Origin of the sequence: Shewanella sp. OMA3-2 (assembly GCF_021513195.1) — a bacterium.
Taxonomy (GTDB): domain Bacteria; phylum Pseudomonadota; class Gammaproteobacteria; order Enterobacterales; family Shewanellaceae; genus Shewanella.
On the sequence record NZ_CP090974.1, the window covers coordinates 2722730 to 2747117 of the forward strand.

Consider the following 24388-nt stretch of genomic DNA (forward strand, 5'->3'; position numbering starts at 1 on the left):
ATCGCAATACTATTTATATCCCATAATAGTTACAAACCATTTTCTAATTGGAACAGCATTTTTTCAACTGTTACCGAAAACGCCAAGATTAACTCAACTTCATAACCTAATTGATTAACCTTAACATTAACCTGATCAAATCGATTTTGTGCTTTGACAATCATATTTTGAGCATCTGCTTGAGCCGTTTCTGTTTTAAAGACTAAAACTAGCTCAGTATCATGTTCATCAATTACAGCACCTATATCGACAACACTGCCACAATCACGGCATGAGTCATTTACGTTCTGCTGTTGTTGTCTAATTTTTTTAATCATAGTTGGCCACTTAAATGTTGAGGTATAACGTAAATTTATATCTCAACATCATAAAATAATTCAATGACCATTTCCCTCACTTGGCTCACAAATCTACTTAAGGTTATTTCTATGCCATAACTAAGTATGTGCATGTGTACTTTACGCTGTGAGCTTTACCATCGTTTGACTAATCTGTCGTTGACGCTCTAATTGTTCCACAAAATGCATCTCTTCTACGGCCTCATAGTGAGTGTCTAGCCCTTCATATTTTGTACGCACCAAATGGCTACTATTACCTAATGCTTGGACCATAGCGTCATCATGTTTGCCACGTATCACTATTGCCTCAGGAGATAAGCTTTGTTGTAAGTGAAATTGACGTAAACCTTGGGAATGAAAAACAGCGCCATTATTAACATGTTCTGTCATGGAGGATAAATCATCGACTAACTTTTGTGGCTGTTGTAGTTGAAACTGTTTATAGAGCTTTTGATTAATGGTGAGGTCTTTATCAAACTGAAATTGTGCCATATCACTGCTGTCTGCTGACAACATGGCTAGCAGTAAACCAAATTCACCACGTCGCTGGTTCTCGACAGCCGCATTTAAACGACCGCCTAATTGTAATTCATTGACCAGTAGTGACTCAATCTGCATATAAAAACAACACTATTATGACTCGATGCTATTTTATCGACCAAACACACCTAAACTTTAGAAAAATATTCATTTTTAGCCTTTACATATTTTGGGTTTATGACTACTATGGCGGCCGCAATTGAGGAGGGGTTCCCGAGTGGCCAAAGGGATCAGACTGTAAATCTGACGGCTCAGCCTTCGAAGGTTCGAATCCTTCTCCCTCCACCATTTGCGATGTAATTTAGATAGACGAAAAAGAAATATGTGGAGGGGTTCCCGAGTGGCCAAAGGGATCAGACTGTAAATCTGACGGCTCAGCCTTCGAAGGTTCGAATCCTTCTCCCTCCACCATCTTTCTTATTCATTTATCTCTATTCAGTGGAGGGGTTCCCGAGTGGCCAAAGGGATCAGACTGTAAATCTGACGGCTCAGCCTTCGAAGGTTCGAATCCTTCTCCCTCCACCATTTTTACTTTATGTCACCACAGTTTGAATTAAGCTAAATTCAAAGTTAACACATCACAATTGCAATTCGTTTACCCTCAGTTTTATCTCCCAGATTAATCTTTTTACTCCTGTTCTATTTCCCGCTAGGTTTAAGTATGTTTTTTATTTAAGATTGGTCTGAATAACAATCAAAATGAGACAACAACATGCCGACTAATTGGGTTAACCAAGCCATTGCTAAGATTGATGCAGACTATCAACGTTCTGCCGATACTCACCTTATAAAACTCGATTTACCACAACTTAACGGCGTTGATATTTATCTTAAAGATGAAAGTACCCACCCTACGGGCAGCTTAAAGCATCGTTTGGCCCGTTCATTATTCTTATATTCCCTGTGTAATGGCTGGATTAATCAACATACAACCATTATTGAATCATCTTCTGGCAGTACAGCAGTATCAGAAGCGTATTTTGCACGTTTAATTGGTTTGCCGTTTATTGCTGTGATGCCCTCAACGACGGCGAAAAAGAAAATTCAACAGATTGAGTTCTATGGTGGTCAATGTCACTTTGTTGATAATAGCAGACAAATATATGCACAATCAGAACGTCTTGCTAAAGAACTAAATGGTCATTACATGGATCAATTCACTTTTGCAGAACGTGCCACAGACTGGCGAGGCAATAACAATATTGCTGACTCGATATTTATCCAAATGCAACGTGAGCCGCACCCTATTCCCCACTGGATTGTGATGAGCCCTGGCACTGGTGGTACCTCCGCCACTATTGGCCGTTATATTCGCTACCAACAATTATCGACTCAACTGTGTGTAGTTGATCCTGAAAACTCGGTTTTTTATGATTATTTTCACAGTGGCGATAAAACACTGACAGGCCAAAAAGGCAGTAAAATTGAAGGCATTGGGCGACCTAGGGTCGAACCATCCTTTATTGCTGGTGTCGTAGACGAAATGCATAAAGTCCCCGATGGAGCATCAATTGCCACTATGCAGTGGTTAGAAACCTTGATAGGTCGAAAAACGGGGGCATCAACAGGGACAAACTTATATGGTGCATTACTGTTGGCCACGCGAATGCAAAAACAAGGGCAAGTGGGCTCTATTGTGACTTTGATTTGTGATGCGGGGGAAAGATACCTAGATACTTACTATAATCCCCAATGGATTGAGAACAATATCGGTTGCTTTAAACCGTTTGAACAACAGCTCAGTGAATTTAATCAAAGTGGATTACTCAGTCCATTGGATTGCTAAATCGATTTGCCCCAAAACATATTTTGGGGCTGCCTTTATGGCTTAATCAATATCCAAGTATTTATGCATTTGAATCGACAAACGCCAGTTCCGCTCAATACATACTTTCATCGCCAATGCTGTCGCGCGTGGCTTTTGGCTAATAGGTTGTAAGCAGATAGTTTTACCTTCTACATCAATATCTTTTAGTAAATCATCAAGCTCTTCAATATGTTTATCTGTGGCGATTGGGTGTTTAATTTCATTTGCACGTGTTAATGCTTGGCTTAATACCTTGTAACCGCCCTTCATATTGATTTTAGGTGACACGGTAACCCAGGCATCTTGATGGCAAAGCACCTCAAAAGTTCCTGATGTTTCAATTTGAACGCTATAGCCTGAGCCAATTAATTGATTAGTTAGCTCAGTTAAATCATACAAGCAAGGTTCACCACCAGTAATCACCACATGTTTTGCAGTATACTTTTTACGACTAAATGCCGCTATAAGACTCATGCCGTCATGATTGGCCCAGCGGCCAATGGTGCCATCAACCGCGATGACTTGTTCAGGTGACACCTTGTTCTCAACGAGTACATCCCAAGTTTGTTTAGTGTCACACCAAGAGCACCCGACCGGACAGCCTTGTAAACGAACAAAGAGTGCGGGCACACCGGTAAAAGCCCCTTCACCTTGAATCGTTTCAAACACTTCATTAACTGGATAATTCATTTGTCACCTGCTTTATACATTAGGGCCGCATTTATAGTTTATTTCTACCTCAGTATCAAGGCTAGTGGTGTGCCAATTGGTATATATGAACCATTAACTTTGCTATTGCAGGAAACTGTAAGATAAAATACCTATAATTAATAAATTATTACCCTCTTATACTCTTTAGCATTAGGTTATTATTCATGTCTCAATCTTCATTGCCAAGCAAAGCATTAGTCGTCTTCAGTGGTGGTCAAGACTCAACCACCTGCCTTATTCAAGCGTTAACCGAATATGATGAAGTACATGGTATTACCTTTGATTATGGCCAGCGCCACAAACAAGAAATTGATGTAGCCAAAGCTCTGGCAACACAACTTAACTTAGTCAGCCATAAAGTTTTAGACACCACACTGTTAAACGAGTTAGCCATTTCAGCATTAACCCGAGATGCTATTCCAGTGTCTCACGAATTAATGAATAACGGTTTACCTAATACTTTTGTTCCCGGGCGAAATATCTTATTTCTCACGCTAGCTGGCGTATATGCTTATCAACTCGGCTGTGATGCCATTATTACGGGTGTATGTGAAACAGACTTTTCGGGCTATCCAGACTGCAGAGATGAATTTGTTAAATCAATGCAACACACTTTAGCCTTAGGCATGGATAAACCATTAAAAATCATTACCCCATTGATGTGGCTTAACAAAGCTGAAACATGGGCTTTAGCTGATAAATACAAACAATTAGATCTCGTTAAACAGCAAACACTGACTTGCTATAACGGTATCATTGGTGACGGTTGTGGCGATTGCCCATCGTGTTTATTGCGTCAACGCGGATTAAATGATTATCTACAAAATCAACAACAAGTTATGCAGTCATTGAACGCTAAAATGCAGTCATCGACATAGAGGTTAATATGGGCCAATCAACGTCATCCTTAATCAAGCCATATCACTTCACCTTGGTTATAAGTGTCATCTGTATTGTTTTATTTGCCTTGAGTATCACTAATCCTATCATTGTTGATACCAACTACTTATTCAAATTTCAACATGATGCTATTGCCAATGGACAAATTTGGCGCCTTCTTACCGGCAATTTACTCCATACTAACGTATGGCACTTAGTAATGAATTTGGCGGGATTTTGGGTGATCGTGTTTTTACACGAATTACATTACCAAAGACATACGGCTAAATTGATGCTGCTTTTTCTGTGTCTTTGTATTCTAGAAGGGCTTGGTTTATACCTCTTTTACCGGAACTAAAGGCCTATGTGGGTTTAAGTGGCTTATTACATGGTTTATTTGCCTTTGGCGCGGTAATGGATATCCGTAAAGGGTTACGTTCTGGCTATTTACTGCTAATAGGCGTAATAGCAAAGGTCGGTTATGAGCAGTATTTTGGGGCAAGTGCGGGTATATCGGCATTAATTAATGCTCGGGTGGCTACTGAATCTCATTTAGTTGGGTTAGTTGCTGGGCTAATATGCGCGATATTTTGGCTGACTATTGCTAACAAATTTCGCTACAAAAAATAACTATTAAAAGTAGTGACTAAAAACGTTATTTCATTTTGTTAGTCGATTGTTAATTTCGCTTGTCAAAGCGGTCTTCATGTCATCTGGGCCACAATATTCTGCATAGCCTAATCCTTCACCATAGGGATTAACCTGAGTGGCTAAATTGACCACACGGTAACAATAGTCACCTTGTTTAACTATTCGATTAGGATCAAGTCTATGGTTGTAAGTATGAGGCTGACTGGTATCAATTTTTGAAATTAATTCAATAAATGTCAAGTCTGGATCCATTTCACTCATCGTTCCGCTAGGCTTGTTTGTAAACGCAGATTGCGACCCTATCAAGGCTTCAAGCTCATTGATATTAATCTGTTGTAAATACTGGCTTGATGCCTGACTAATCGCATGGGTTGAAAGTACTGCCACGCTCTCAATTTCGCTATCACTTCCACTGGCCACTGCTTTATTGAAAACTTCCCCGTTAATCGTCGGGGCATTATTACTGCTGTTATCTTGATGATCTGGTGTATTAATATTTGGTGCATTGCTATCTTTAGGTTCTGCTGGAACCTGTTGTTGTAAATTAGATACTGGCAGAGCATCATTTGGTGTAATGGGTTGTATAGATGTTTCGACTTCAGTATTTGAATTTTGCTCATCATCCCCTAGTTTGTTTATATCTAGTTTGTTTATGTCTAGCTTATCAATATCGACTTTTGATTCACTTGCTTTCACCATAGCTTCATATTGTTCAGTGGTAATAATATAGCTGTTAATTTTGATCCCTTCTGGGGCTATGATTAAATTCGACTGATTCTGATCACTCGCTTGCTGCCAAAACCAGGCAATAACACAGAAAAAAACAAGGTGTACGCCAAGCGCAAGACACACCGACTTAACTAACCCTCGCCTATCTTTAATGATGACGGGCTCGCTTTCAAGCTCGGGGTTATGGTCATGGTCAATACAGATCCTAAAGATATCACTATCTCTATTTAATGATTTATTTCTTCTATCCATCTTGTTTGCTGTCTTTAAAAACATATCCATATATCATTAACTCTGCTGATTTGAATATAAATCCTTGATAAAGTTCACTCATCCCCCTAAAAAATAGTCCAAAGTATACTAAGGAAAACTTCGGCTAAAAACTGAGAGTACACGTGTACACTATTTATAGTTTTTACAGCCTAGCCCTGTTAGACTAGAAAATATCATTCGACTGTTAATTGAGTAATAATAACAATGCACGAAAAATTAGACATTCTTACTGCAGAACAAATACTTAATAATGCTCCCGATTATAGCATTAAAGAGGAATTAGCTAATGGGTTATCTCACGGATTCGGCGTTATTGCGGGTTTATTTGGCCTGGTGTTAATGTTAACCAATGCTAGAGAAGACTTGTCTACCATTCAGCTTGCGGGTGTCATTATTTATGGTATCAGTATCATAGCGTTATTTTTATCATCCACCCTGTATCACACTAGCCGTACACCTGTATGGCGAAAACGTTTTAAAATGGCTGACCACTGTACCATATATACGCTTATTGCAGGTACTTACACTCCGCTGATGTTGATTGCTTTACAAGATGATAGCGCGTTAATCATATTAACGATAATCTGGAGTATTGCATTAGGAGGAATTGTATTTAAAACTTTGTTTATTGGTCGATTCAAAGCGCTCAGTCTATTTTTATACCTATTAATGGGCTGGCTTTGCGTTACTGTCATGCAAGACCTTATTGCTAATATGTCAGAGTTAACCTTTAATCTATTGATCATAGGTGGATTATTTTATAGCTTAGGGGTAATTTTTTATGCCAATAAAAAAATTCCCTATAATCATGCCATTTGGCATATGTTTGTTCTCGGTGGGGCTTTTTCACATTTCCTGTGTGTGTATTTTCTGGTCACAAATTAATATATTTCCCTTTAAAGGTTAACTGAGCCCTTTGTATGCTGTTCAATAGCGATTTTTTGATGCAGAATCAGCGATAAAGTAATTAATATTGACTCATATGTATTCTGATTATAAGCATTCTGATGAGCATCAATGGCAAGCAAAGGATAAAATTGCTTTTGTTATCAAAATGATACCTGAAGGGAAAGTACTTCCTTATGGCAAGGTTGCCGATCTTGCTGGCTTACCTGGACGAGCAAGATATGTATCACGCGCACTCAAGCTTGCTCCATCAACCGCTAATTTACCTTGGCATAGGGTAATTAACGCTGCTGGACGAATTTCGTTTCCCCAAAACACCCTTTTATTTCAACAACAAACTGAATTATTGCGATTAGAGAACATTGAAGTGAACAATGGCAAGATTCCATTGTCCAAGTATTTATGGCAACCTGACTTAGTCACATTAGTCATGACACTTCCGTTTTAGTCGGCATCTCTTTTAGGATTAAAAACTTGCAAACTACTCTTTTAAAATCACAGTCAACTTATCAACTTCTGTCGCCATTAATGGTTTGTTTAATGATGGCCTCTTTTAGTGCAACCAGCAGTACTCTTGCAACAGATCCCATTTTAACCAGTAAAATATCGGCAACAGATAACATCCAAAATGTCGCTCAAGAGACCATTTTATTACCACTGACGCCGCACACAGCGCAGTACAAGGCTTATTATGGCAGTATTGAATTAGGTGATGCTAAATATACCCTGCCAGCTACTGATAGCGGCTATTATAATTATCTATTCGAAAGCGAAGTTGGGCTACTGATGTTGTCTGATGAACGTAAACTACAAAGTGATTTCACCCTTGAGAACGGTAAACTGACCCCCTTTAGATATGTACATGAAAGAACGGGAACAGGCAGTGATTACACCGAACAAACCGCTTTTGCTAAATCACAAAATTTTATCCATACCATTTATAAACAACAAGCGCTGAAGTTAGATTATCAGGAATTAATATTTGACCCTTTAATGGTTCAATTACAGTTTAGAATGGATGTCATAGGTAATAAAAGACCACTTAACTATAAAATGGTTAAAGAAAAAGAAGTTGATGAATATGACTTTAAAATCATTGGTAATGAAACCATCACAGTGGCTGGCGGTACTTTTGAAACAGTAAAATTTGAAGTGGTTCGTGATAGCACCAAAAGACAAACCTTTTTCTGGATGGCACCTAAGCTTGCTTATTTACCGATTAGACTAAGCCATTTCTCTAAAGGCAGTAAACAACTTGATATTCAACTTGCTACATACCATTTCGATAAACCATTAACGGATGTACCTAGTTTAGATATTGCCCATGAACACAAGATATTCAACGCCTATATGGCAGAGAAATCTCTATTAGAGCAAGGTGACACAGCTAAAAAAGTCATAACAGATGATGAGGATTTTCCTGATGTCAGCCAAGATAACATTAGCGAGAGAGAGATTTTAGAAATTAAAAAAATGGTGATTGATTAATATTTTATCCTGTAATGCCATAATGACATCACGCCAACAGCTGGCGTGATGTTTCAAGCGTAATACTTTTAAATAGCAGTATGTTCAATCCGAATATCACCGCGTCTAAATAGCCTCCAGTCACCAGCAGAAAGTACTTGCCACTGCTCATTATTAGTCAGCGGTCTAGTGGCTATCACAGTAACAATATCATTCGGGGTAGTTTCTTTTTGAAAATCAATCACAACATCGGTATCAATAAGAGTTGCTTTACCAAAGGGGGCTCGACGAGTGATATGACATAAATTGTTGGTGCAATAGGCCATTAAATCAATGCCATCGCTTAAAATCATATTAAATACCCCTAGGGTGCGGATCTCATCTGCCAGTTTAGCTATGTACTCAAACACCGCATTCATATTTTCGGGTGCCGTGTTACCAAAGCGCTGCAAGACTTGCTCAAGTATCCAACAAAATGCCATTTCACTGTCCGTATCACCAACGGCTTGAAAACGACTGGAAGTAAATTTTTGCTCATATGCACTTAGCTGACCATTATGTGCATAGGTCCAGTAGCGTCCCCATAATTCACGGGTAAATGGATGAGTATTCTCCAATGACACCCCTCCTCTATTAGCTTGTCTAATATGACTCACCACGATTTCACTTTTAATCGGGTATGACTTTATGAGTTGGGCGATATGAGATTGACTGCTTGGTCGAGCATCTTTAAAGGTACGATTACCTTTACCTTCATAAAAAGTAATACCCCAACCGTCAACATGTGGCCCAGTGACACCGCCACGTTCAGCAAGACCGGTGAAACTAAACACAATATCAGTGGGTACATTGGCACTCATAGCAAGCAATTCGCACATTTATCAAGCCTTTTCGTTACTAATTGATCAATTCTACGCTATAAAACATATTGTATCTTCTGTGATAAATCAGTGAAACAAGATTGATACATATAAATTTAAACAATTGTTTGAATAATACTTGTATTCATTGCTGCATAAGGTTAAATTTTATGTAGCACAGGTCTGACCACGGTCTATACTTGTGATTAAGATCAATAAAAACTAGCCATTCACACTGAAACTGGCTTTAAGGAGAGAGTAAAGTGACCACCCTATTTTTGATCATCGCGATGATCTTTGTGCTCGGCACAATGTCTTACCTCAGGGTATCGCTTGTCACCACCACAATAGCTGCTGCTGTTGTTTTAGGTGTTGGTAGCGCCATGGACATCGTTGGTACTATTACATGGGTTGTATTCCTTGTAATGGCATTACCTTTTAACATCAAATCATTTAGACAGAATTTTATCAGCCGTCCGCTGCTTAAAGTGTACCGCGGTATCATGCCTGAAATGTCTACTACTGAAAAAGAAGCCATTGAAGCGGGTACTACTTGGTGGGAAGCGGATTTGTTCGCTGGTAATCCTAACTGGAGTAAACTACACAACTACCCACAATCTCGCCTTACCGCAGACGAACAAGCCTTCCTAGATGGCCCTGTTGAAGAAGTGTGTAAAATGGTTAATCACCATATGGTATCGCATGAACTTGGCGATTTACCGCAAGAAGTGTGGCAATTCCTAAAAGACCATGGATTCTTTGCGATGATCATCAAAAAGAAATACGGTGGTTTAGAGTATTCTGCTTTTGCACAATCTCGCGTATTACAGAAGCTAGCCGGTGTCAGCAGCGAACTTGCATCTACAGTCGGCGTACCTAACTCATTAGGCCCTGGCGAGTTATTACAGCACTATGGTACTACAGAGCAGCAAGACCATTATTTACCTCGCTTAGCTAAAGGCTTAGAAGTGCCTTGTTTCGCACTTACCAGCCCAGAAGCTGGCAGTGACGCAGGCTCAATTCCAGATTTTGGTATTGTATGTAAAGGCGAGTTTGAAGGTGAAGAAGTACTGGGTATGAAGCTAACATGGAACAAGCGTTATATTACGCTTGCACCAGTTGCAACTGTGCTTGGCCTAGCATTTAAACTACGCGATCCAGATGGGTTATTAGGTGATAAACAAGAACTTGGTATTACCTGTGCTTTAATTCCTACTAATATTCCGGGTGTAGAAACCGGTCGCCGTCACTTCCCACTTAACTGTATGTTCCAAAATGGTCCTACACGTGGTGAAGAAGTGTTTGTGCCATTAAGCTTTATTATTGGTGGGCCAGAAATGGCTGGCCAAGGCTGGCGTATGCTGGTTGAGTGTTTATCAGTGGGTCGTGGTATTACATTACCATCGAACTCTGCCGGTGGTGTAAAAACAGCTGCCATCGCTACTGGTGCCTACGCACGTATTCGTCGTCAATTTAAATTGCCGATTGGTAAATTAGAAGGCATTGAAGAGCCAATGGCACGTTTAGGCGGCAATGCATACTTAATGGATGCAGTCACTAGCTTAACAACCACTGCTATCGATTTAGGTGAAAAGCCATCTGTTATTTCAGCCATTGTTAAATTCCACCTGACCGACAGAATGCAGAAATGTATTATCGATGCTATGGATATCCATGGCGGTAAAGGTGTATGTTTAGGCCCAAATAATTATTTAGGCCGTGGCTATCAAGCAGCTCCTATCGCGATTACGGTTGAAGGTGCGAATATTCTCACCCGTGCAATGATCATTTATGGTCAAGGGGCTATTCGTTGTCATCCTTACGTATTAACAGAAATGGAGTCGGCGTTTGACACTGATGCAGCACGAGGTTTAACCACCTTTGATGATGCAATATTTGGTCATATTGGTTTTGCTATCTCTAATTTTATTCGCAGTTTCTGGATGGGATTAACAGGTGCTCGTTTCTCTAATGCGCCTTACTCAGATAAGACTAAACGTTACTATCAACAGATGAACCGCTTCAGTGCTAACTTAGCCTTGCTGTCTGATTTAGCAATGGCGACTTTAGGTGGTAACCTTAAACGTAAAGAACGTATTTCTGCTCGTTTAGGTGACTTATTAAGCCAGTTATATCTTGTGTCAGCAACATTGAAACGTTATCAAGATGAAGGCCGTTTAACTGAAGACTTACCTTTAGTTCAGTGGGCTGTTGAAGATTCGTTGTATAAACTACAAGACTCTTTAGATGACTTACTTAACAACTTCCCTATGGGATTAGGTTATGTACTGCGTTTAGTTATTTTCCCATTCGGTCGTCCAGTTAAACGTCCTACTGATGTAATGGATCACAAAGTGGCTAAAATAATGCAAACACCTTGTGCAAGCCGTGATCGCTTAGGTAAAGGTCAGTTCTTTACTAACTGTGAAAACAACGCTGTCGGTATTCAAGAGCAAACCTTTATCGATATTTTAGCTTGTGAGCCTTTATACGATAAAGTGTGTAAAGCGGCAGGTAAACGACTCCCTTTCATGTGGCTTGATAAAATTGCTGCTGAAGGTAAAGCATTGGGTATTCTAAGTGAAGCTGAAATTGCATTACTAGAACGTGCTGAAATTGGTCGTATGAAGTCTATCAATGTTGATGATTTTGACACAGAAGAACTACGTGCCAATATCAAGGTACCCGCTAAGCAAGAAAAAGCTGCTTAACTGAGTCACTGATTAAAGTAATATTAAGGGTAAAGCCAAGCTTTACCCTTTTTTATTGAGGAAAGTTCAATGAATATACGTCAAATGACAGGCCTGCAAATCATGCAAGCCATGTTAGCGGGTGATCTGCCCGCCCCTTCAATCACCAAAACAATGCCAATGAAAGCCGTTGCCGTCAGCGAGGGAGAAATAACCTTTGAAGCAACAGCAGATGAGAGGCACCTTAATCCTATGGGTGGAGTACATGGCGGCTTTGCCGCTACAGTACTTGATTCAGCTACGGCTTGCGCGGTTCATTCTGCACTGCCAGCTGGCGCAAGCTACGCCACTATCGACTTGAATGTTAAGATGGTTAGACCTGTACCCAAAAATCAACCGGTAATTGCCGTAGGTAAGCTAGTTAATTTGAGCACCAGTTTAGCGATATCTGAAGCAAGGCTGACCGATCAGCAAGGTCGATTGCTTGCAACGGCTACTGCAAGTTGTATGGTAAGCCGTTAGGATCTGCATATAAAAAAGAGCCCGTCAAATGACGGGCTCTTTTTTATGCTCAATTGGCAGCAATACTAGGTTAAGAACCTGTGTTACCCAGTAACCAATTTACTCACGTAACTCTTGTTCTAATTGCTTAGCAACCGTATCTGGAGAATGGCTATTTTTAGCAAACAAATTATAAGCCACCGGCACTACTATTAACGTAAAAAATGTCGCCAAAGTAATACCAGATAACACCACAACACCAATCACATAACGAGTTTCTGAGCCCGCACCAACCGCCATCACTAAAGGTAATGCGCCAGCAGCTGTTGTAATCCCAGTCATCAAAATAGGCCTTAAACGTTGGGTAGATGCTTGCAATATTGCTTCACTAAATGCCACACCTCTATCGCGTAACTGGTTAGCAAACTCGACAATGAGAATACCATTTTTAGCGGCTAAGCCTACCAGCATGATAATACCAATTTGACTATAAATATTGATACTCTGCCCGGTCAACCACAACCCCAATAACGCACCTAAGGTGGCCAGCGGCACAGTTAACATGATAATCATTGGATGGATAAAGCTTTCAAATTGTGCCGCTAACACTAAAAACACAATTCCTAACGCTAACAGGAAGACAAAGTTCATTGAACTGCCTGACTCTTGATAATCTAGAGACGGCCCTTTGTAACTCACAACGACTTCAGCAGGTAAATAGGTTGCCGTTAAATCGTTAAGATAAGCAAGCGCTTCTCCCAAACTGTAATCCTCGGCTAGGTTAGCCTCAAGCGTGATTGACCTCATGCGATTATAACGATTAAGTGAGCTAGCATCTGCGAACTCTTCAATTGTCACTAGGTTAGATAGTGGAATTAATTCATTAGTGCGCGCAGAGCGTACATAAAGGTTTTCCATATCACTGGCTGTACTTTGGTTTTCTCGACTGCCTTCAATGATGACATCATATTCTTCACCATCACGCATAAAGGTAGTCACTAGCTTTGAACCTAACATAGCTTCTAGAGTACGGCCAATATGTGAAACAGATACGCCCAAATCGGCAGCTCTGACACGATCAATGATCACTCTTAGTTGAGGCTTGGTTTCCTGATAGTCATGATCTAAGCCAATTAGCTTTGGATTGTCTTTGGCTTTTTCAAGAATAATGTCACGCCATTCGGCTAATTCCTCATAGCTAGGGCCGCCAAGCACAAATTGAACTGGCTTGCCTACCCCACGACCAAATGCCTGGCGCATAATCGGAAATGCACGAATACCGGCTAAATCTGAAAGTCTGTTTCGAATATCAACAACAATTTCATTAGCGCTTCGGCGTTGGCCCCAATCTTCAAGCACAATAATCGCCATGCCATTAGAGAAATCCGTTGCGGTGCCAAACCCCCGTGGCGCTCGAATCAGCAGACGTTTAATGTCGCCACTGTCCACTAATGGCATTAAACGACCTTCAACTTCATCCATATATTCTTCAATATATTCAAAGCTTGCACCCTGTGGGCCATTCACCATTAAGAACATAGAACCGCGATCTTCTTGCGGGGCAAATTCTTGCGGCACTTTTTGCAACAGATACCCACTAATAACAAAAGAGATAAGCACTAACACACTGACAAATATTGGCTTTTCAAATGCTTTAGCAAGAGTGGTTTTATACATAGATGATAAACGGTTCATCAGTTTATCAATTTTACGCACTAGCCATGAATCTTCGCTAGAAGGTTTAAGCAGCTTAGAACACATCATTGGGCTAAGAGTTAATGCAACGAGACTTGAGAAGATAACCGCGGCGCTCATGGTTACCGCAAACTCTTTAAATAACTTGCCTAAGTCCCCTTCAAGGAAAGTAATTGGCATAAATACCGCGACGAGTACAAGGGTAGTTGCCACAACCGCAAAAGCCACTTCTCTACTGCCTAAATATGCCGCTTTTAGTGGCGAATCGCCCTCTTCTATTCTTCGGTGAATATTTTCTAGCATAACAATAGCATCATCAACGACCATACCAATAGCAAGGATCATCGCGAGTAAAGTTAATAAGTTAATTGTATAACCAAGTGCATATAGCACTATAAATGTGGCTAATAATGATACCGGAACGGTAATGGCAGGGATAAGCATTGCTCTAACACTGCCTAGGAATAAATAAATCACAATGATGACTAATATCATCGCGATAAATAATGTTTGGTAGACCTCGTCAATTGAACGCTCAATAAAAACTGAGCTGTCATAAGAACGCTTGATTTCCATACCGGCTGGTAATGTCGGATTAAGTTGATCAACAAGTGCATTTGCAGCTCGGGCAACTTCTAGCGTATTTGCCGTTGATTGCTTACTGACACCAAGCCCAATCATTGCTTCTTTATTACCACGGAACACAATCCGCTCTTCTTCACTGCCAATCTCAACTCGAGCAACATCACCTAACTTAACTAAATAACCGTCTTCGCCTTGGGTAAGCACTAAATTGGCAAAGTCTTCTGGGGTGCGATAAGCACGCTCCAATCTTACGGTGAAATGGCGGTCTTCAGACTCAATGGATCCGGCAGGAAACTCCACGTTTTCCGTTCTCAAGGCGTTTTCGATATCAGTTACTGTCAACTTTCGTGCAGCCAAAGCTTGTCTGTCTATCCATATGCGCATTGCATAGACTTTCCCACCACCTAAACGCAATGTTGACACACCATCAATGACAGAAAACCGATCAACTAAATATCGGTTGGCATAATCTGTCAACTGCAAAATATCCATTTGATCTGAGACTAAATTAAGCCACATGATCACTTCATCACTGCCATTAGCCTTATAAATTGACGGTGAGTCGGCTTCTTCGGGTAACTGCTCTAGTAAGCCTGATATTCTATCTCGTACATCATTTGTTGCCGCTTCAATATCTCGGTCAATATCAAATTCAATTGTTACGCTAGATCGTCCATCAGAGCTTGAAGAACTAATATGACGAATGCCTTCCACGCCGCTGATTTGGTCTTCAATTAATTGAGTGATTCGACTTTCGACCACAGAACTGCTGGCGCCGCGATAGCTGGTTTCAACAGATACGATTGGAGGGTCAATATTTGGATATTCACGTAAAGGTAATTTATCAAATGACACCAAGCCTAGTACGATCAGTAATATACTGATAACTGAGGCAAAAACGGGACGTTTTACCGATAAATCCGTTAAGATCATGCTGCTGTCTCCGCCGAGTTAATATTGACGAAATTAAAGTTTTCAGCTTGCTGTAATTTGACTTTATCACCAGGTCGGACTTTTAAAATGCCGCGAATAATTACCTGTTGGTTTTCTGTTAGCCCTTCAGTAATTTCAACCCAACCGCGCATCCTAACGCCTAATTTGACCGGAATTTGAATCACTTCATCTTGCTCATTAGTGCTATAGACATAATGCTTGTCTTGAATAGGAATAATGGCAGCCTCAGGTAGTAGCAGCCCTTGTCGACTTTGTTTAATCAGTTTCACCTTCATTAACATCCCGGCAGTAGTGCATAATCATCATTGGATAATACTGCCCTTACCACAACTGCACGGGTATCTGGATTAACTCGGCTATCAATGGAGGTCACGGTACCTAAGAAAATACGATCAGGAAAAGCAACTGCTTGCGCTTCCACTTGTTTACCTTGCTTTAGCTCTTGAATAAAACGCTCTGGAATAGAAAAATCGAGTTTAATTTTACTGACATCATCCAGTGTTGTAATTTGCTCACCAGTTGAGACTAGGCCACCAAGACTAACCTGACGTAACCCTAATCGCCCAGAGAATGGCGCGGTAATTCTTCTATCAATTAATGCGGATGTTGCCAGCTCAATGTCGGCTCGAGATAAATCAATTAAACTTTGTAGCCTATCACGCTCAAGCTCTGCAATCGTTTTACTGGTGACCAATGAGCTGATTCGATCAAACTCTCTAAGGTGTTCACTCAACTTAACCTTAGCGACTTTAACTTTAGCTTGCTGTTCAGCATCTTGAAGCTGGATTAATAAGTCATTTTTATTAACTAAATCACCGTCTTCAAAATTAACACTTGTGATCACTTCAGTAATTTTTGAGGTAACAATAATTGACTCGAAAGCTTTGCCCGTTCCTATTGCTTCTACTTCATCACGAATTTGCATCATTTTAGTGGTAGCAAATACCACATTAGGGATTGGCTTCTGGTGTTGAACTTTATTTTGTTTAGGCTGCATGAATTGGTAGCTATAAGCTGCAATGCCAACAACTGCGATTATTAATAATATTTTTTTCATCAGTTAACCATTCTTTATCGGGATATTGTAATCATGCAATCAACTAACACTGGATAATATTTTTATGCAGTGTCAGATAAGTGTTGAGTGGAGTAATAGTGCAAACTATTGAAAATAGATCACTCATCACTGCAATTATTTAATTAATTTTTCAGATATGAGTACTACATAAACCCAATGAGGTAAATTATTTGATAGTGATTTTACTCAGTTAGTTATTGCCTGCAAGCCGTTTTACCTTTCCTTACAAATTAGACACTTTAGACACATTTAGGAAATGAGTAATCGGGTTAACAGAACAACCTTGCTCCAAAAAAAAGATGCCAATCGGCATCTTTTTTTCAGATAATAATAACTCAATATTAGCTATTACCGAACTTTTCGATCCTCTTTCATCGCTTGATAGAGGCGCTCATAAACTTCTGCTATGGCTTCTTTTTTAAGCGGTTCATCTGTTACATCATGCAGTAGGATTTTAGTTTCATCTTTGTTATCGGTTGTGCGCAATAACAATCGATAGTTACCTTTCTCTAATGTTAATTTCTCCTCACCCCATAATGAGCTCCAGAAACCACCACTTTCTTCTAAGTTAATATAAAATAAACCTTTGCTAACATCCATATCGACGACATCGAAACCTAATTCAGGTAACACGATACGTAAGCGATCACGTGTCTTATTGAAGTCAGCTTTTGCAAGCCAATATGATTCTGCGCCTGCACCTGCTTCAACAAGATCAATTTCTATTCCTAAACTTTGCTCAATACGTGCGGCTTGCAGAGTACGTTCACGTTCAACACCCATGTATGACACGGTATTATTTAGCATATCAATGGTATAACGACGTTTATCATCGCCCGTCAAGAATATATCTTGCAGATCTTCATCAAAATACTCTTCGTGTTCAACTAGGCTAATAGCAACATCCCCCGTTCTACCGTGGGGTTTAACATTGATATCAAACTGATAACGTTGGCGCAGCAAATACACTTTATCATTGCCAAACCAACTTGTTTCTAACACGTCTTGGCTGTCTATCCAGTCGGTTTCAACAACCCCCGTATTAAAGTTTTCTGTACGCTTAGCAATGTTGTTTTTAGCTAAATAGCCATTAATAACATTAAATATCTCTTGTTTTAAGTCGGTTGAATTATCAACTGACTCAATGATAATTTTAATATTATTGCTACTTTCTTCAACATGAGTACCTTCAGCCATTGCAATAATCTGCAATGGTGGACGAATATCTAATCGCTTACCAACAATAGTGGTATCAACTTTACTACTGACATTAGGTATATCGTACTCTTTGCTGTAATTAGGTTGCTTTAATCCAGACGGGATCTTCAACAATGCGGCCGATTGAGTTTGAACATACTCTTCATTACCATTAGCTTGGCGACGATCTATAGCCGTACTACAGGCTGCAAGCGTGGTTATCAGTAATAGAGGGGTGACTTTTTTAAACATGTATTATTGCACCTTAATTTGCGCTTTTTTCATAGACTCGAGTAACAGACCATGAAACTGCTCAGAAAGTTCAGTTAATGGCAAACGAATATGTCCGTGGGTAATAAGTCCCATACGATGAACAGCCCATTTAACTGGGATAGGGTTTGCTTCACAAAATAATGAACTGTATAAGCTACGTAGTGGTTCATCTATTTCAGCAGCCAGTTGAGTATTTCCCGCCAAAGCGGCATCACACATAGCCTTAAACGCATGGGGAACAATGTTATTCGCAACCGAAATAACCCCATTACCACCTGCGAGTAAAAACTCGCGAGCAGTCGCATCATCACCACTGTATAAAATAAAATCATCGCCACATAATTGACGTAACAAAGCAACACGGCTGACATCACCAGTCGCTTCTTTTACGCCTATAATATTGCTCACAGTACATAGCTCAGCAACCGTTTCCGGTTTCATGTCTACTGCGGTACGTCCAGGAACGTTATACAGAATTTGTGGAATATCTGTACTGGCTGCAATGGCTTTATAATGTGCAATAAGGCCTTTAGGTGTTGGCTTGTTATAATAAGGTGTAACACCCAACATGGCACTGATGCCTGAATTTTGCATGCCTTTAGTCAGCTCGATGGCTTCAGCAGTTGCATTTGCGCCATTACCACCAATAATAGGCACTCGTCCGGCGGCAAATTTTACGGTTTGGTTAACAACCGCAATATGTTCTTTCATTGGTAACGTAGCTGATTCGCCAGTTGTACCAACGGCAACAATGGCATCGGTGCCTTGATTAATATGAAAATCTACCAGTCTTTCAAGACTCGCATAATCTATTGTGCCATCACTATTCATTGGTGTGATTAAGGCTACGATGCTTCCGTTTATCATCTATATTCCCCAAGTTTTCAGGATTTGCTATGTTACTGATGCTATCAACTAATGACAAGCATTAGCAGTGTTCAAATCAAAATTACCCGAAAAAGCCATTTCACCTGGATTCGGCATAAAGTAACCACATTTTATGCTTTCTAGCGCAGAGATTACACATTCTTGATCGTTTTTTTAGGTATCCACCCTTCAGCTGATTAAAATTACACCAATTACACTCGGTAATTTTTTTATTCTATCGTTTAAAGGGGGTTTGTTACGATGATATGATAATATTATCGGCTGCATAGACGTATAGTATGTTTACAGACGTCACTCGATATTTCATTCGAACAAATGAGGAAAATCCATGACCAACTATCTGGTCGTTACCGCAATGGGTACAGATCGCCCTGGTTTAGTTAGTCGCTTAGCGCGGTTAGCCAGTGATTGTGATTGTGATATCGTTGATAGCCGTATGGCGTTATTTGGTAATGAATTTACCCTAATAATGATGATTTCGGGCTCATGGCCAGCAATTACTAAAATTGAAACTATGTTACCCAGTCTTAGTGTTGAATTAGAGCTGATGACCGTGATGAAACGCACATCTAAACACGTACCGAAGAATTATGTGTCGCGTGTTGAAGTGAGCATTAGTGGTGAAGATCAACGTGGCACCATGAAAACAATTACCCAATTTTTAGCCGAACGTTCACTTGATTTGGCCGCAGTGCGTTCTCATGCAGATGATAATGAAGGCCTGCAAACACAGTCGATATTTTTAGCGATTAATATTCCTGATAAGGTCGATTTAGCTAAGCTAGAAACATCAATTTATCAATTGGCTGAAGAAATGAATCTAGAGTGCAGCATCAAGTTAATGCAGGGCACAAGTTCATCTCAATAAACATGAGTTAAACTATATTTCATTACCAAGTGTATTTTATCTGATTAATGATTAGAAATGCCGCTTCTTATTATCTGACAAGGAATAATTATGAACACCTTAAAAGCGGGTGATAAAGCGCCCTTATTTACATTGCAAAATCAATTTAACGAAGCTATTTCATTACAAGACTGTCTGGATAAAGGCCCTGTCCTGGTTTATTTCTATCCAAAAGCATCCACACCGGGTTGTACTGTTCAAGCACAAGGCTTGCGTGATATTAAGCAACAACTGGATAACTTAAATATTACTATTTTAGGCATAAGCCCAGACCCTGTTGCTAAGCTACAAAAGTTTTCAGATAAACAAGCACTCAATTTTCACTTACTAAGTGATGAAGATCATGCCGTTGCTGATGCATTTGGAGTTTGGGGCGAAAAGAAGTTTATGGGAAAAATTTATGATGGAATACATAGGCTTAGCTTTATTGTGGGTACTGAAGGTAAAGTCACTCAGTTCATCAATAAATTTAAAACTAAAGATCATCACCAAGTAGTATTAGAACTCTGTAAATAACATAAATATTAGATTGTCATCACTAACGGACAAACATGCAAAGTGATAAAAAATAAGAAGGCTTAGTATTAACTAAGCCTTTTTTTCAAGATTTATACCATTAAAATACTATGACTTTAACGGCTGTTCTTTTTTATCTAAAGACTCACCTTCATCTGTAGCTAAGGTATCGTTAAGCACCTCATCATTCGATAATTGAATGTGTAAAGTCTCAGACTCTTTCTCAATTCTAGCCTCTTCAATCAAAGTAGCCTGCTCTTCTTCAAGTAACTTAGCTTTCTCTTGTTCCTCAAACAGAGTCAATTCTTCTTCTTTACGACGTGCTTTCTCGATTGCACGTTGCTCAGCCTCTTCAGCTTCACGGATAGCGCGTGCCTCAGCAGCCGCTTTTGCTTCTTCTTCCGCTTTTATCTTAGCTAAACGAGCCGCTTCCTCATCTAACGCACGCTGAATGATTGCTTGTTCCTGTGCTTCTTGAGGTAACAAGCTAATTAACTCAATACCTATAGGTAACTTTTGAGTCTCAGCTGTAATGACTTTCAACTTAGCCTCTTTAGTTATATAAACCAAAGGTATAGCTGTTTCGCCATAACGCTCATAAAACTTTTCATAACTGAAGTTTTCGGTAATATTAGTGACTTTGAGTACTGCACCTTTGGCCATTAAACTGGCTATTTTGGCATAGCTTATTCCTTCGCCAAATAAGCATAACCGCTGTAAGTAAGACTCTGACAGTTGATGGCGACCGCTGCCAACATTAGCTTCACTATTATTAAGACCGTACACTTTTTCTGAGCCAAATAAATCTTGGAAGTAGAAACTGACTAATGGGTTCAGCTGACGATAAGGAGACATGACTAGCACTCTGCCTATACCGCTTAAGTCCATATAATTAGATGCATGTTCAGATGCAGGGTTACCAAAGTAGACCGGAATATTTTCCATACGTGCTTGACGAATACTGTCCCAGTTACTGTCTGCTAAGATAACTTTAATGTTTTTAGCTAATAGCTGGGTGGCTAATTCTCGAGCAAATTTAGATGCACCAAAAATAAGTAAACCTTGATTTGAATCTTCTTTAACCCCCAAAAATTTTGCCCAAGGACCTGCGGTTAAACTTTGAATAACAACGGTACCAATAATGATAAAAAACACTAATGGCACAATTGAACTTGCACCGTGTACACCTAACTCTTCTAATTTAATTGCAAACAGTGATGAAATTGCCGCCGCAACAATACCGCGGGGAGCAACCCAACTCAAAAACCACTTATCTTTTGAGGTCAAATTGGTGCCTAATGCCGAAGTCCAAATACTTAAAGGACGCGCAATAAACATTACCACGAACAGCACACCAAAAGCGCCTATCCCCAGTCCTAGCATAGCGTTAGAGTTTAATCGGGCTGCAAGCAAAATAAACAGTGCTGAAATAAGCAGAACGGTTAAGGTTTCTTTAAATTCTAGAATATCGGCGATGTCTACACCGCGCATGTTGGCAAGCCAAATACCCATTACAGTAACGGTTAATAGTCCTGATTCATGTTGTAATAAGTTTGAACCGACGAATACGCCTAACATTATTGTTAATACAGCCGTGTTACGCAGATAATGTGGAAAGACGTTATTTCTTAATGCGACACCAATAAAGTAACCCGCGGCAGCACCGATACCAAAACCAAGCACTAAAGTAAGGCCTAATGCATAAAGTACGTGTGTTGTGGGATCAGCCGTAACGGCGACATATTCGTAAACTAGAACGGCAAATAACGCACCTATGGGGTCAATAACAATACCTTCCCAGCGTAAAATGCTGGCTAATTTAGCCTTAGGTTTTACCGTGCGCAGCATAGGTACAATTACCGTTGGCCCGGTAACTACAACTAAGGCGCCAAATAGAAATGCTACTGGCCAATCGAATCCCATCAAAAAATGCGCAGCAGGCGTAATGCATGCCCAAGTAATCAGTGCGCCTATAGTCACAAGATTAGTCACCATGCGGCTGTTATCTTTAATCTCTTTGAAATTGAGCGTCAACGCCCCTTCAAAAAGAATCACCGCGACGCCCAATGAAATGATAGGGAACAATAGATCACCAAAAATCTCATCTGGATTAAGAATATTCAATCCTGGTCCGAGTAACAATCCACATAGTAATAGCGGCAAAATTGCAGGTAATCTTAATTTCCAGCCTGCCCATTGACACAAAAGCGACAATACACCGATTAATGCCAGCATACCCGTGATGTGTTCAACCATAATATTTTCCTTTTCTTATTCTCAGTACAAGATTTCAAGTACTGACTAATCTTTAGTTGCCTAACAGTTTTTCCGCTAAGGATTGACCTATAGGGGCAATCAAAGTCTGATAAACCTATTTAACCTCACCAAGCTATTACTAAAGTGTGACCACAGTAATCACGCTGGCTAAAAAACCATCGCTTACAAATGAGGTGATTGCCATACTTATCCGCTAAGTTAATGATATTAAGGTAATAAAAATTTCTATCGAGACAGAACATCAACATATAAATTTATGCATATAAAATACTAATTTCTAGCTGTGATCAAGTCATTTTTAGATCTAAATTATAATTGATATTTTTTGATGAAAAATAAAACAACATATTGATTATAAATCGTTTTTAAATAATAAAGCCTAAGACAGTGCTTAGGCTTTGAAACAAGATAATGATCTAAACTAGAAAAGTTAGTCTTGAGGTATACGCACCTTTCCTTCCATTAACACTCTAGCACTGCGGCTCATTATCGCTTTAGTTACAAGCCAATCACCTTTAATCAACTTAGCTTCCGCCCCAACCCGCAAAGTACCTGATGGATGACCAAAGGTAACAGATTGGCGCTCAATACCGCCAGCGGCAAGATTAACTAATGTACCTGGTATAGCTGCTGCGGTACCAATAGCTACCGCAGCGGTACCCATCATGGCATGGTGTAGTTTACCCATTGATAGCGCTCTAACCGATAAATCGATTTCTGCAGCATTTATGGCTTTACCACTTGAACTAACATAATCCGCTGTAGGTGCTACAAAGGCCACTTTAGGTGTATGTTGGCGAATTTTAGCTTCATCTAGATGGCTGATTAATCCCATTTTTAATGCACCATAGGCTCGAATAATTTCAAACTTTTCTAATGCTGCAGTGTCATTATTAATTGCATCTTGTAATTCTAGTCCAGTATAACCAATTTCTGCTGCATTCAAAAAAATGGTCGGAATACCAGCATTAATCATGGTAGCGTTAAATGTACCTATATTTGGTACAACTAATTCATCCACCACATTACCTGTAGGGAACATCGCCCCTTCACCATCGGCGGGATCAATAAATTCAACTTGCACTTCAGCGGCTGGAAACGTCACACCATCCAGCTCGAAATCTCCCGTTTCTTGAACGTCACCATTAGTCATAGGTACGTGAGCAATAATCGTTTTATTAATATTTGCTTGCCATATACGCACAACCGTAATGCCATTATCAACCACGCGGTTAGCATCGATTAATCCATTACTTATCGCAAATGAACCGACTGCCGCAGTTAAATTGCCGCAATTACCACTCCAGTCGATAAAAGGTTTATCTATCGCCACTTGGCCAAACAAGTAATCCACATCATGATCAGGCTGGGTACTTTTTGATAAAAGCACAACTTTACTGGTACTTGAGGTCGCCCCGCCCATACCGTCAGTATGTTTACCATAGGGATCTGGACTGCCAATCACTCTGAGTAAGATTGCATCACGTTCTGCGCCAGCCACTTGCGCTGCTAGGGGTAAGTCAGAGATATTAAAAAAGACTCCCTTGCTAGTGCCGCCACGCATGTAGGTTGCAGATATTTTTAGTTGTGGTTTAAATGTCATATTTTATCCTTAAAAAAGGCGGTGATGGCAACCCCATACACCGCCTAAATCTGATGATTGATT

Annotated in this window: 19 protein-coding genes, 3 tRNA genes and 2 pseudogenes; 13 read left to right on the forward strand and 11 right to left on the reverse strand. The window is 40.0% G+C overall.

What is annotated here, in order from left to right:
• Positions 1 to 29: 29 nt before the first annotated feature.
• Together L0B17_RS12080 and L0B17_RS12085 are read right to left on the reverse strand one after the other, a co-directional pair.
• Entirely contained in the window at positions 30 to 317 is a 288-nt protein-coding gene (locus tag L0B17_RS12080) for a DUF406 family protein (RefSeq protein WP_235085112.1), read from the reverse strand.
• A 141-nt stretch (positions 318 to 458) separates the two neighbouring features.
• Positions 459 to 956, reverse strand: a complete 498-nt coding sequence (locus L0B17_RS12085) for a VC2046/SO_2500 family protein (protein ID WP_235085114.1) — start codon at positions 954 to 956, stop codon at positions 459 to 461.
• Between the two features lie 125 nt (positions 957 to 1081).
• On the opposite strand from L0B17_RS12085, the gene L0B17_RS12090 reads away from it, so the two are divergent.
• The 4 genes from L0B17_RS12090 to L0B17_RS12105 all read left to right on the forward strand — a co-directional run bounded on the left by L0B17_RS12090 (position 1082) and on the right by L0B17_RS12105 (position 2664).
• Positions 1082 to 1166, forward strand: a tRNA-Tyr gene (locus L0B17_RS12090).
• Positions 1167 to 1204: 38 nt separating this feature from the next.
• A tRNA-Tyr gene (locus tag L0B17_RS12095) sits at positions 1205 to 1289 on the forward strand.
• A gap of 29 nt (positions 1290 to 1318) precedes the next feature.
• A tRNA-Tyr gene (locus L0B17_RS12100) sits at positions 1319 to 1403 on the forward strand.
• Positions 1404 to 1590: 187 nt separating this feature from the next.
• Positions 1591 to 2664 carry a PLP-dependent cysteine synthase family protein gene (locus L0B17_RS12105; RefSeq protein ID WP_235085116.1) on the forward strand — a complete coding sequence of 358 codons (1074 nt, stop codon included), beginning with the start codon at positions 1591 to 1593 and terminating at the stop codon, positions 2662 to 2664.
• Positions 2665 to 2706: 42 nt separating this feature from the next.
• On the opposite strand, the gene queE is transcribed toward L0B17_RS12105, so the two are convergent.
• On the reverse strand, positions 2707 to 3375 hold the full coding sequence (queE, locus tag L0B17_RS12110; RefSeq protein ID WP_235085118.1) for a 7-carboxy-7-deazaguanine synthase QueE: 669 nt from the start codon (positions 3373 to 3375) through the stop codon (positions 2707 to 2709).
• A 185-nt stretch (positions 3376 to 3560) separates the two neighbouring features.
• Between queE and queC the strand changes: the two genes are divergently transcribed.
• Together queC and rrtA are read left to right on the forward strand one after the other, a co-directional pair.
• Positions 3561 to 4274, forward strand: a complete 714-nt coding sequence (gene queC, locus L0B17_RS12115) for a 7-cyano-7-deazaguanine synthase QueC (protein WP_235085120.1) — start codon at positions 3561 to 3563, stop codon at positions 4272 to 4274.
• Positions 4275 to 4282: 8 nt separating this feature from the next.
• Positions 4283 to 4905, forward strand: a pseudogene (rrtA, locus tag L0B17_RS12120) (rhombosortase).
• 30 nt (positions 4906 to 4935) lie between these two features.
• Here the strand turns inward: rrtA and L0B17_RS12125 are convergent.
• Entirely contained in the window at positions 4936 to 5931 is a 996-nt protein-coding gene (locus L0B17_RS12125) for a hypothetical protein (protein ID WP_235085121.1), read from the reverse strand.
• Between the two features lie 201 nt (positions 5932 to 6132).
• On the opposite strand from L0B17_RS12125, the gene trhA reads away from it, so the two are divergent.
• The 3 genes from trhA (at position 6133) to L0B17_RS12140 (ending at position 8322) form a co-directional block, all read left to right on the forward strand.
• Positions 6133 to 6813: a PAQR family membrane homeostasis protein TrhA gene (gene trhA, locus L0B17_RS12130; protein ID WP_235085122.1), complete on the forward strand. Its 681-nt coding sequence runs from the start codon at positions 6133 to 6135 to the stop codon at positions 6811 to 6813.
• Positions 6814 to 6910: 97 nt separating this feature from the next.
• Positions 6911 to 7282 (forward strand): MGMT family protein, encoded by a 372-nt coding sequence (locus L0B17_RS12135; RefSeq protein WP_235089796.1) that lies wholly within the window; start codon positions 6911 to 6913, stop codon positions 7280 to 7282.
• Positions 7283 to 7308: 26 nt separating this feature from the next.
• The gene (locus L0B17_RS12140; RefSeq protein ID WP_235085124.1) at positions 7309 to 8322 is read left to right on the forward strand and encodes a DUF3108 domain-containing protein; all 1014 of its coding nucleotides are present in this window, start codon (positions 7309 to 7311) and stop codon (positions 8320 to 8322) included.
• A 68-nt stretch (positions 8323 to 8390) separates the two neighbouring features.
• Here L0B17_RS12140 and L0B17_RS12145 read toward each other — a convergent pair whose 3' ends face one another.
• Complete coding sequence (locus tag L0B17_RS12145; RefSeq protein ID WP_235085126.1) at positions 8391 to 9179, reverse strand: class II glutamine amidotransferase; 789 nt, start codon at positions 9177 to 9179, stop codon at positions 8391 to 8393.
• A 245-nt stretch (positions 9180 to 9424) separates the two neighbouring features.
• Between L0B17_RS12145 and fadE the strand changes: the two genes are divergently transcribed.
• Together fadE and L0B17_RS12155 are read left to right on the forward strand one after the other, a co-directional pair.
• Entirely contained in the window at positions 9425 to 11872 is a 2448-nt protein-coding gene (fadE, locus tag L0B17_RS12150) for an acyl-CoA dehydrogenase FadE (protein ID WP_235085128.1), read from the forward strand.
• A gap of 69 nt (positions 11873 to 11941) precedes the next feature.
• Positions 11942 to 12373, forward strand: coding sequence for a PaaI family thioesterase (locus L0B17_RS12155; RefSeq protein WP_235085129.1), 432 nt, complete (start codon positions 11942 to 11944; stop codon positions 12371 to 12373).
• 99 nt (positions 12374 to 12472) lie between these two features.
• Here L0B17_RS12155 and L0B17_RS12160 read toward each other — a convergent pair whose 3' ends face one another.
• From L0B17_RS12160 to dapA, 4 genes and pseudogenes are all read right to left on the reverse strand, one after another.
• Positions 12473 to 15565, reverse strand: coding sequence for an efflux RND transporter permease subunit (locus L0B17_RS12160; RefSeq protein ID WP_235085131.1), 3093 nt, complete (start codon positions 15563 to 15565; stop codon positions 12473 to 12475).
• Positions 15562 to 16643: pseudogene (locus L0B17_RS12165) on the reverse strand (efflux RND transporter periplasmic adaptor subunit). Before L0B17_RS12165 ends, L0B17_RS12160 begins: the two are co-directional and overlap by 4 nt.
• Before the next feature lie 369 nt (positions 16644 to 17012).
• Positions 17013 to 18113, reverse strand: coding sequence for an outer membrane protein assembly factor BamC (gene bamC / locus L0B17_RS12170; protein WP_235085133.1), 1101 nt, complete (start codon positions 18111 to 18113; stop codon positions 17013 to 17015).
• 3 nt (positions 18114 to 18116) lie between these two features.
• The gene (gene dapA, locus L0B17_RS12175) at positions 18117 to 19001 is read right to left on the reverse strand and encodes a 4-hydroxy-tetrahydrodipicolinate synthase (RefSeq protein WP_235085135.1); all 885 of its coding nucleotides are present in this window, start codon (positions 18999 to 19001) and stop codon (positions 18117 to 18119) included.
• A 349-nt stretch (positions 19002 to 19350) separates the two neighbouring features.
• On the opposite strand from dapA, the gene L0B17_RS12180 reads away from it, so the two are divergent.
• Positions 19351 to 19890 (forward strand): glycine cleavage system protein R, encoded by a 540-nt coding sequence (locus L0B17_RS12180; protein ID WP_235085137.1) that lies wholly within the window; start codon positions 19351 to 19353, stop codon positions 19888 to 19890.
• A 90-nt stretch (positions 19891 to 19980) separates the two neighbouring features.
• Positions 19981 to 20445: a thioredoxin-dependent thiol peroxidase gene (gene bcp / locus L0B17_RS12185; RefSeq protein ID WP_235085139.1), complete on the forward strand. Its 465-nt coding sequence runs from the start codon at positions 19981 to 19983 to the stop codon at positions 20443 to 20445.
• 108 nt (positions 20446 to 20553) lie between these two features.
• Here the strand turns inward: bcp and L0B17_RS12190 are convergent, their stop codons facing one another.
• Both L0B17_RS12190 and prpF read right to left on the reverse strand, forming a co-directional pair.
• Positions 20554 to 22701 (reverse strand): cation:proton antiporter domain-containing protein, encoded by a 2148-nt coding sequence (locus L0B17_RS12190; RefSeq protein ID WP_235085141.1) that lies wholly within the window; start codon positions 22699 to 22701, stop codon positions 20554 to 20556.
• A gap of 451 nt (positions 22702 to 23152) precedes the next feature.
• A complete protein-coding gene (gene prpF, locus L0B17_RS12195; RefSeq protein ID WP_235085142.1) occupies positions 23153 to 24325 on the reverse strand; it encodes a 2-methylaconitate cis-trans isomerase PrpF in 1173 nt (390 codons plus the stop codon).
• Positions 24326 to 24388: the final 63 nt, after the last annotated feature.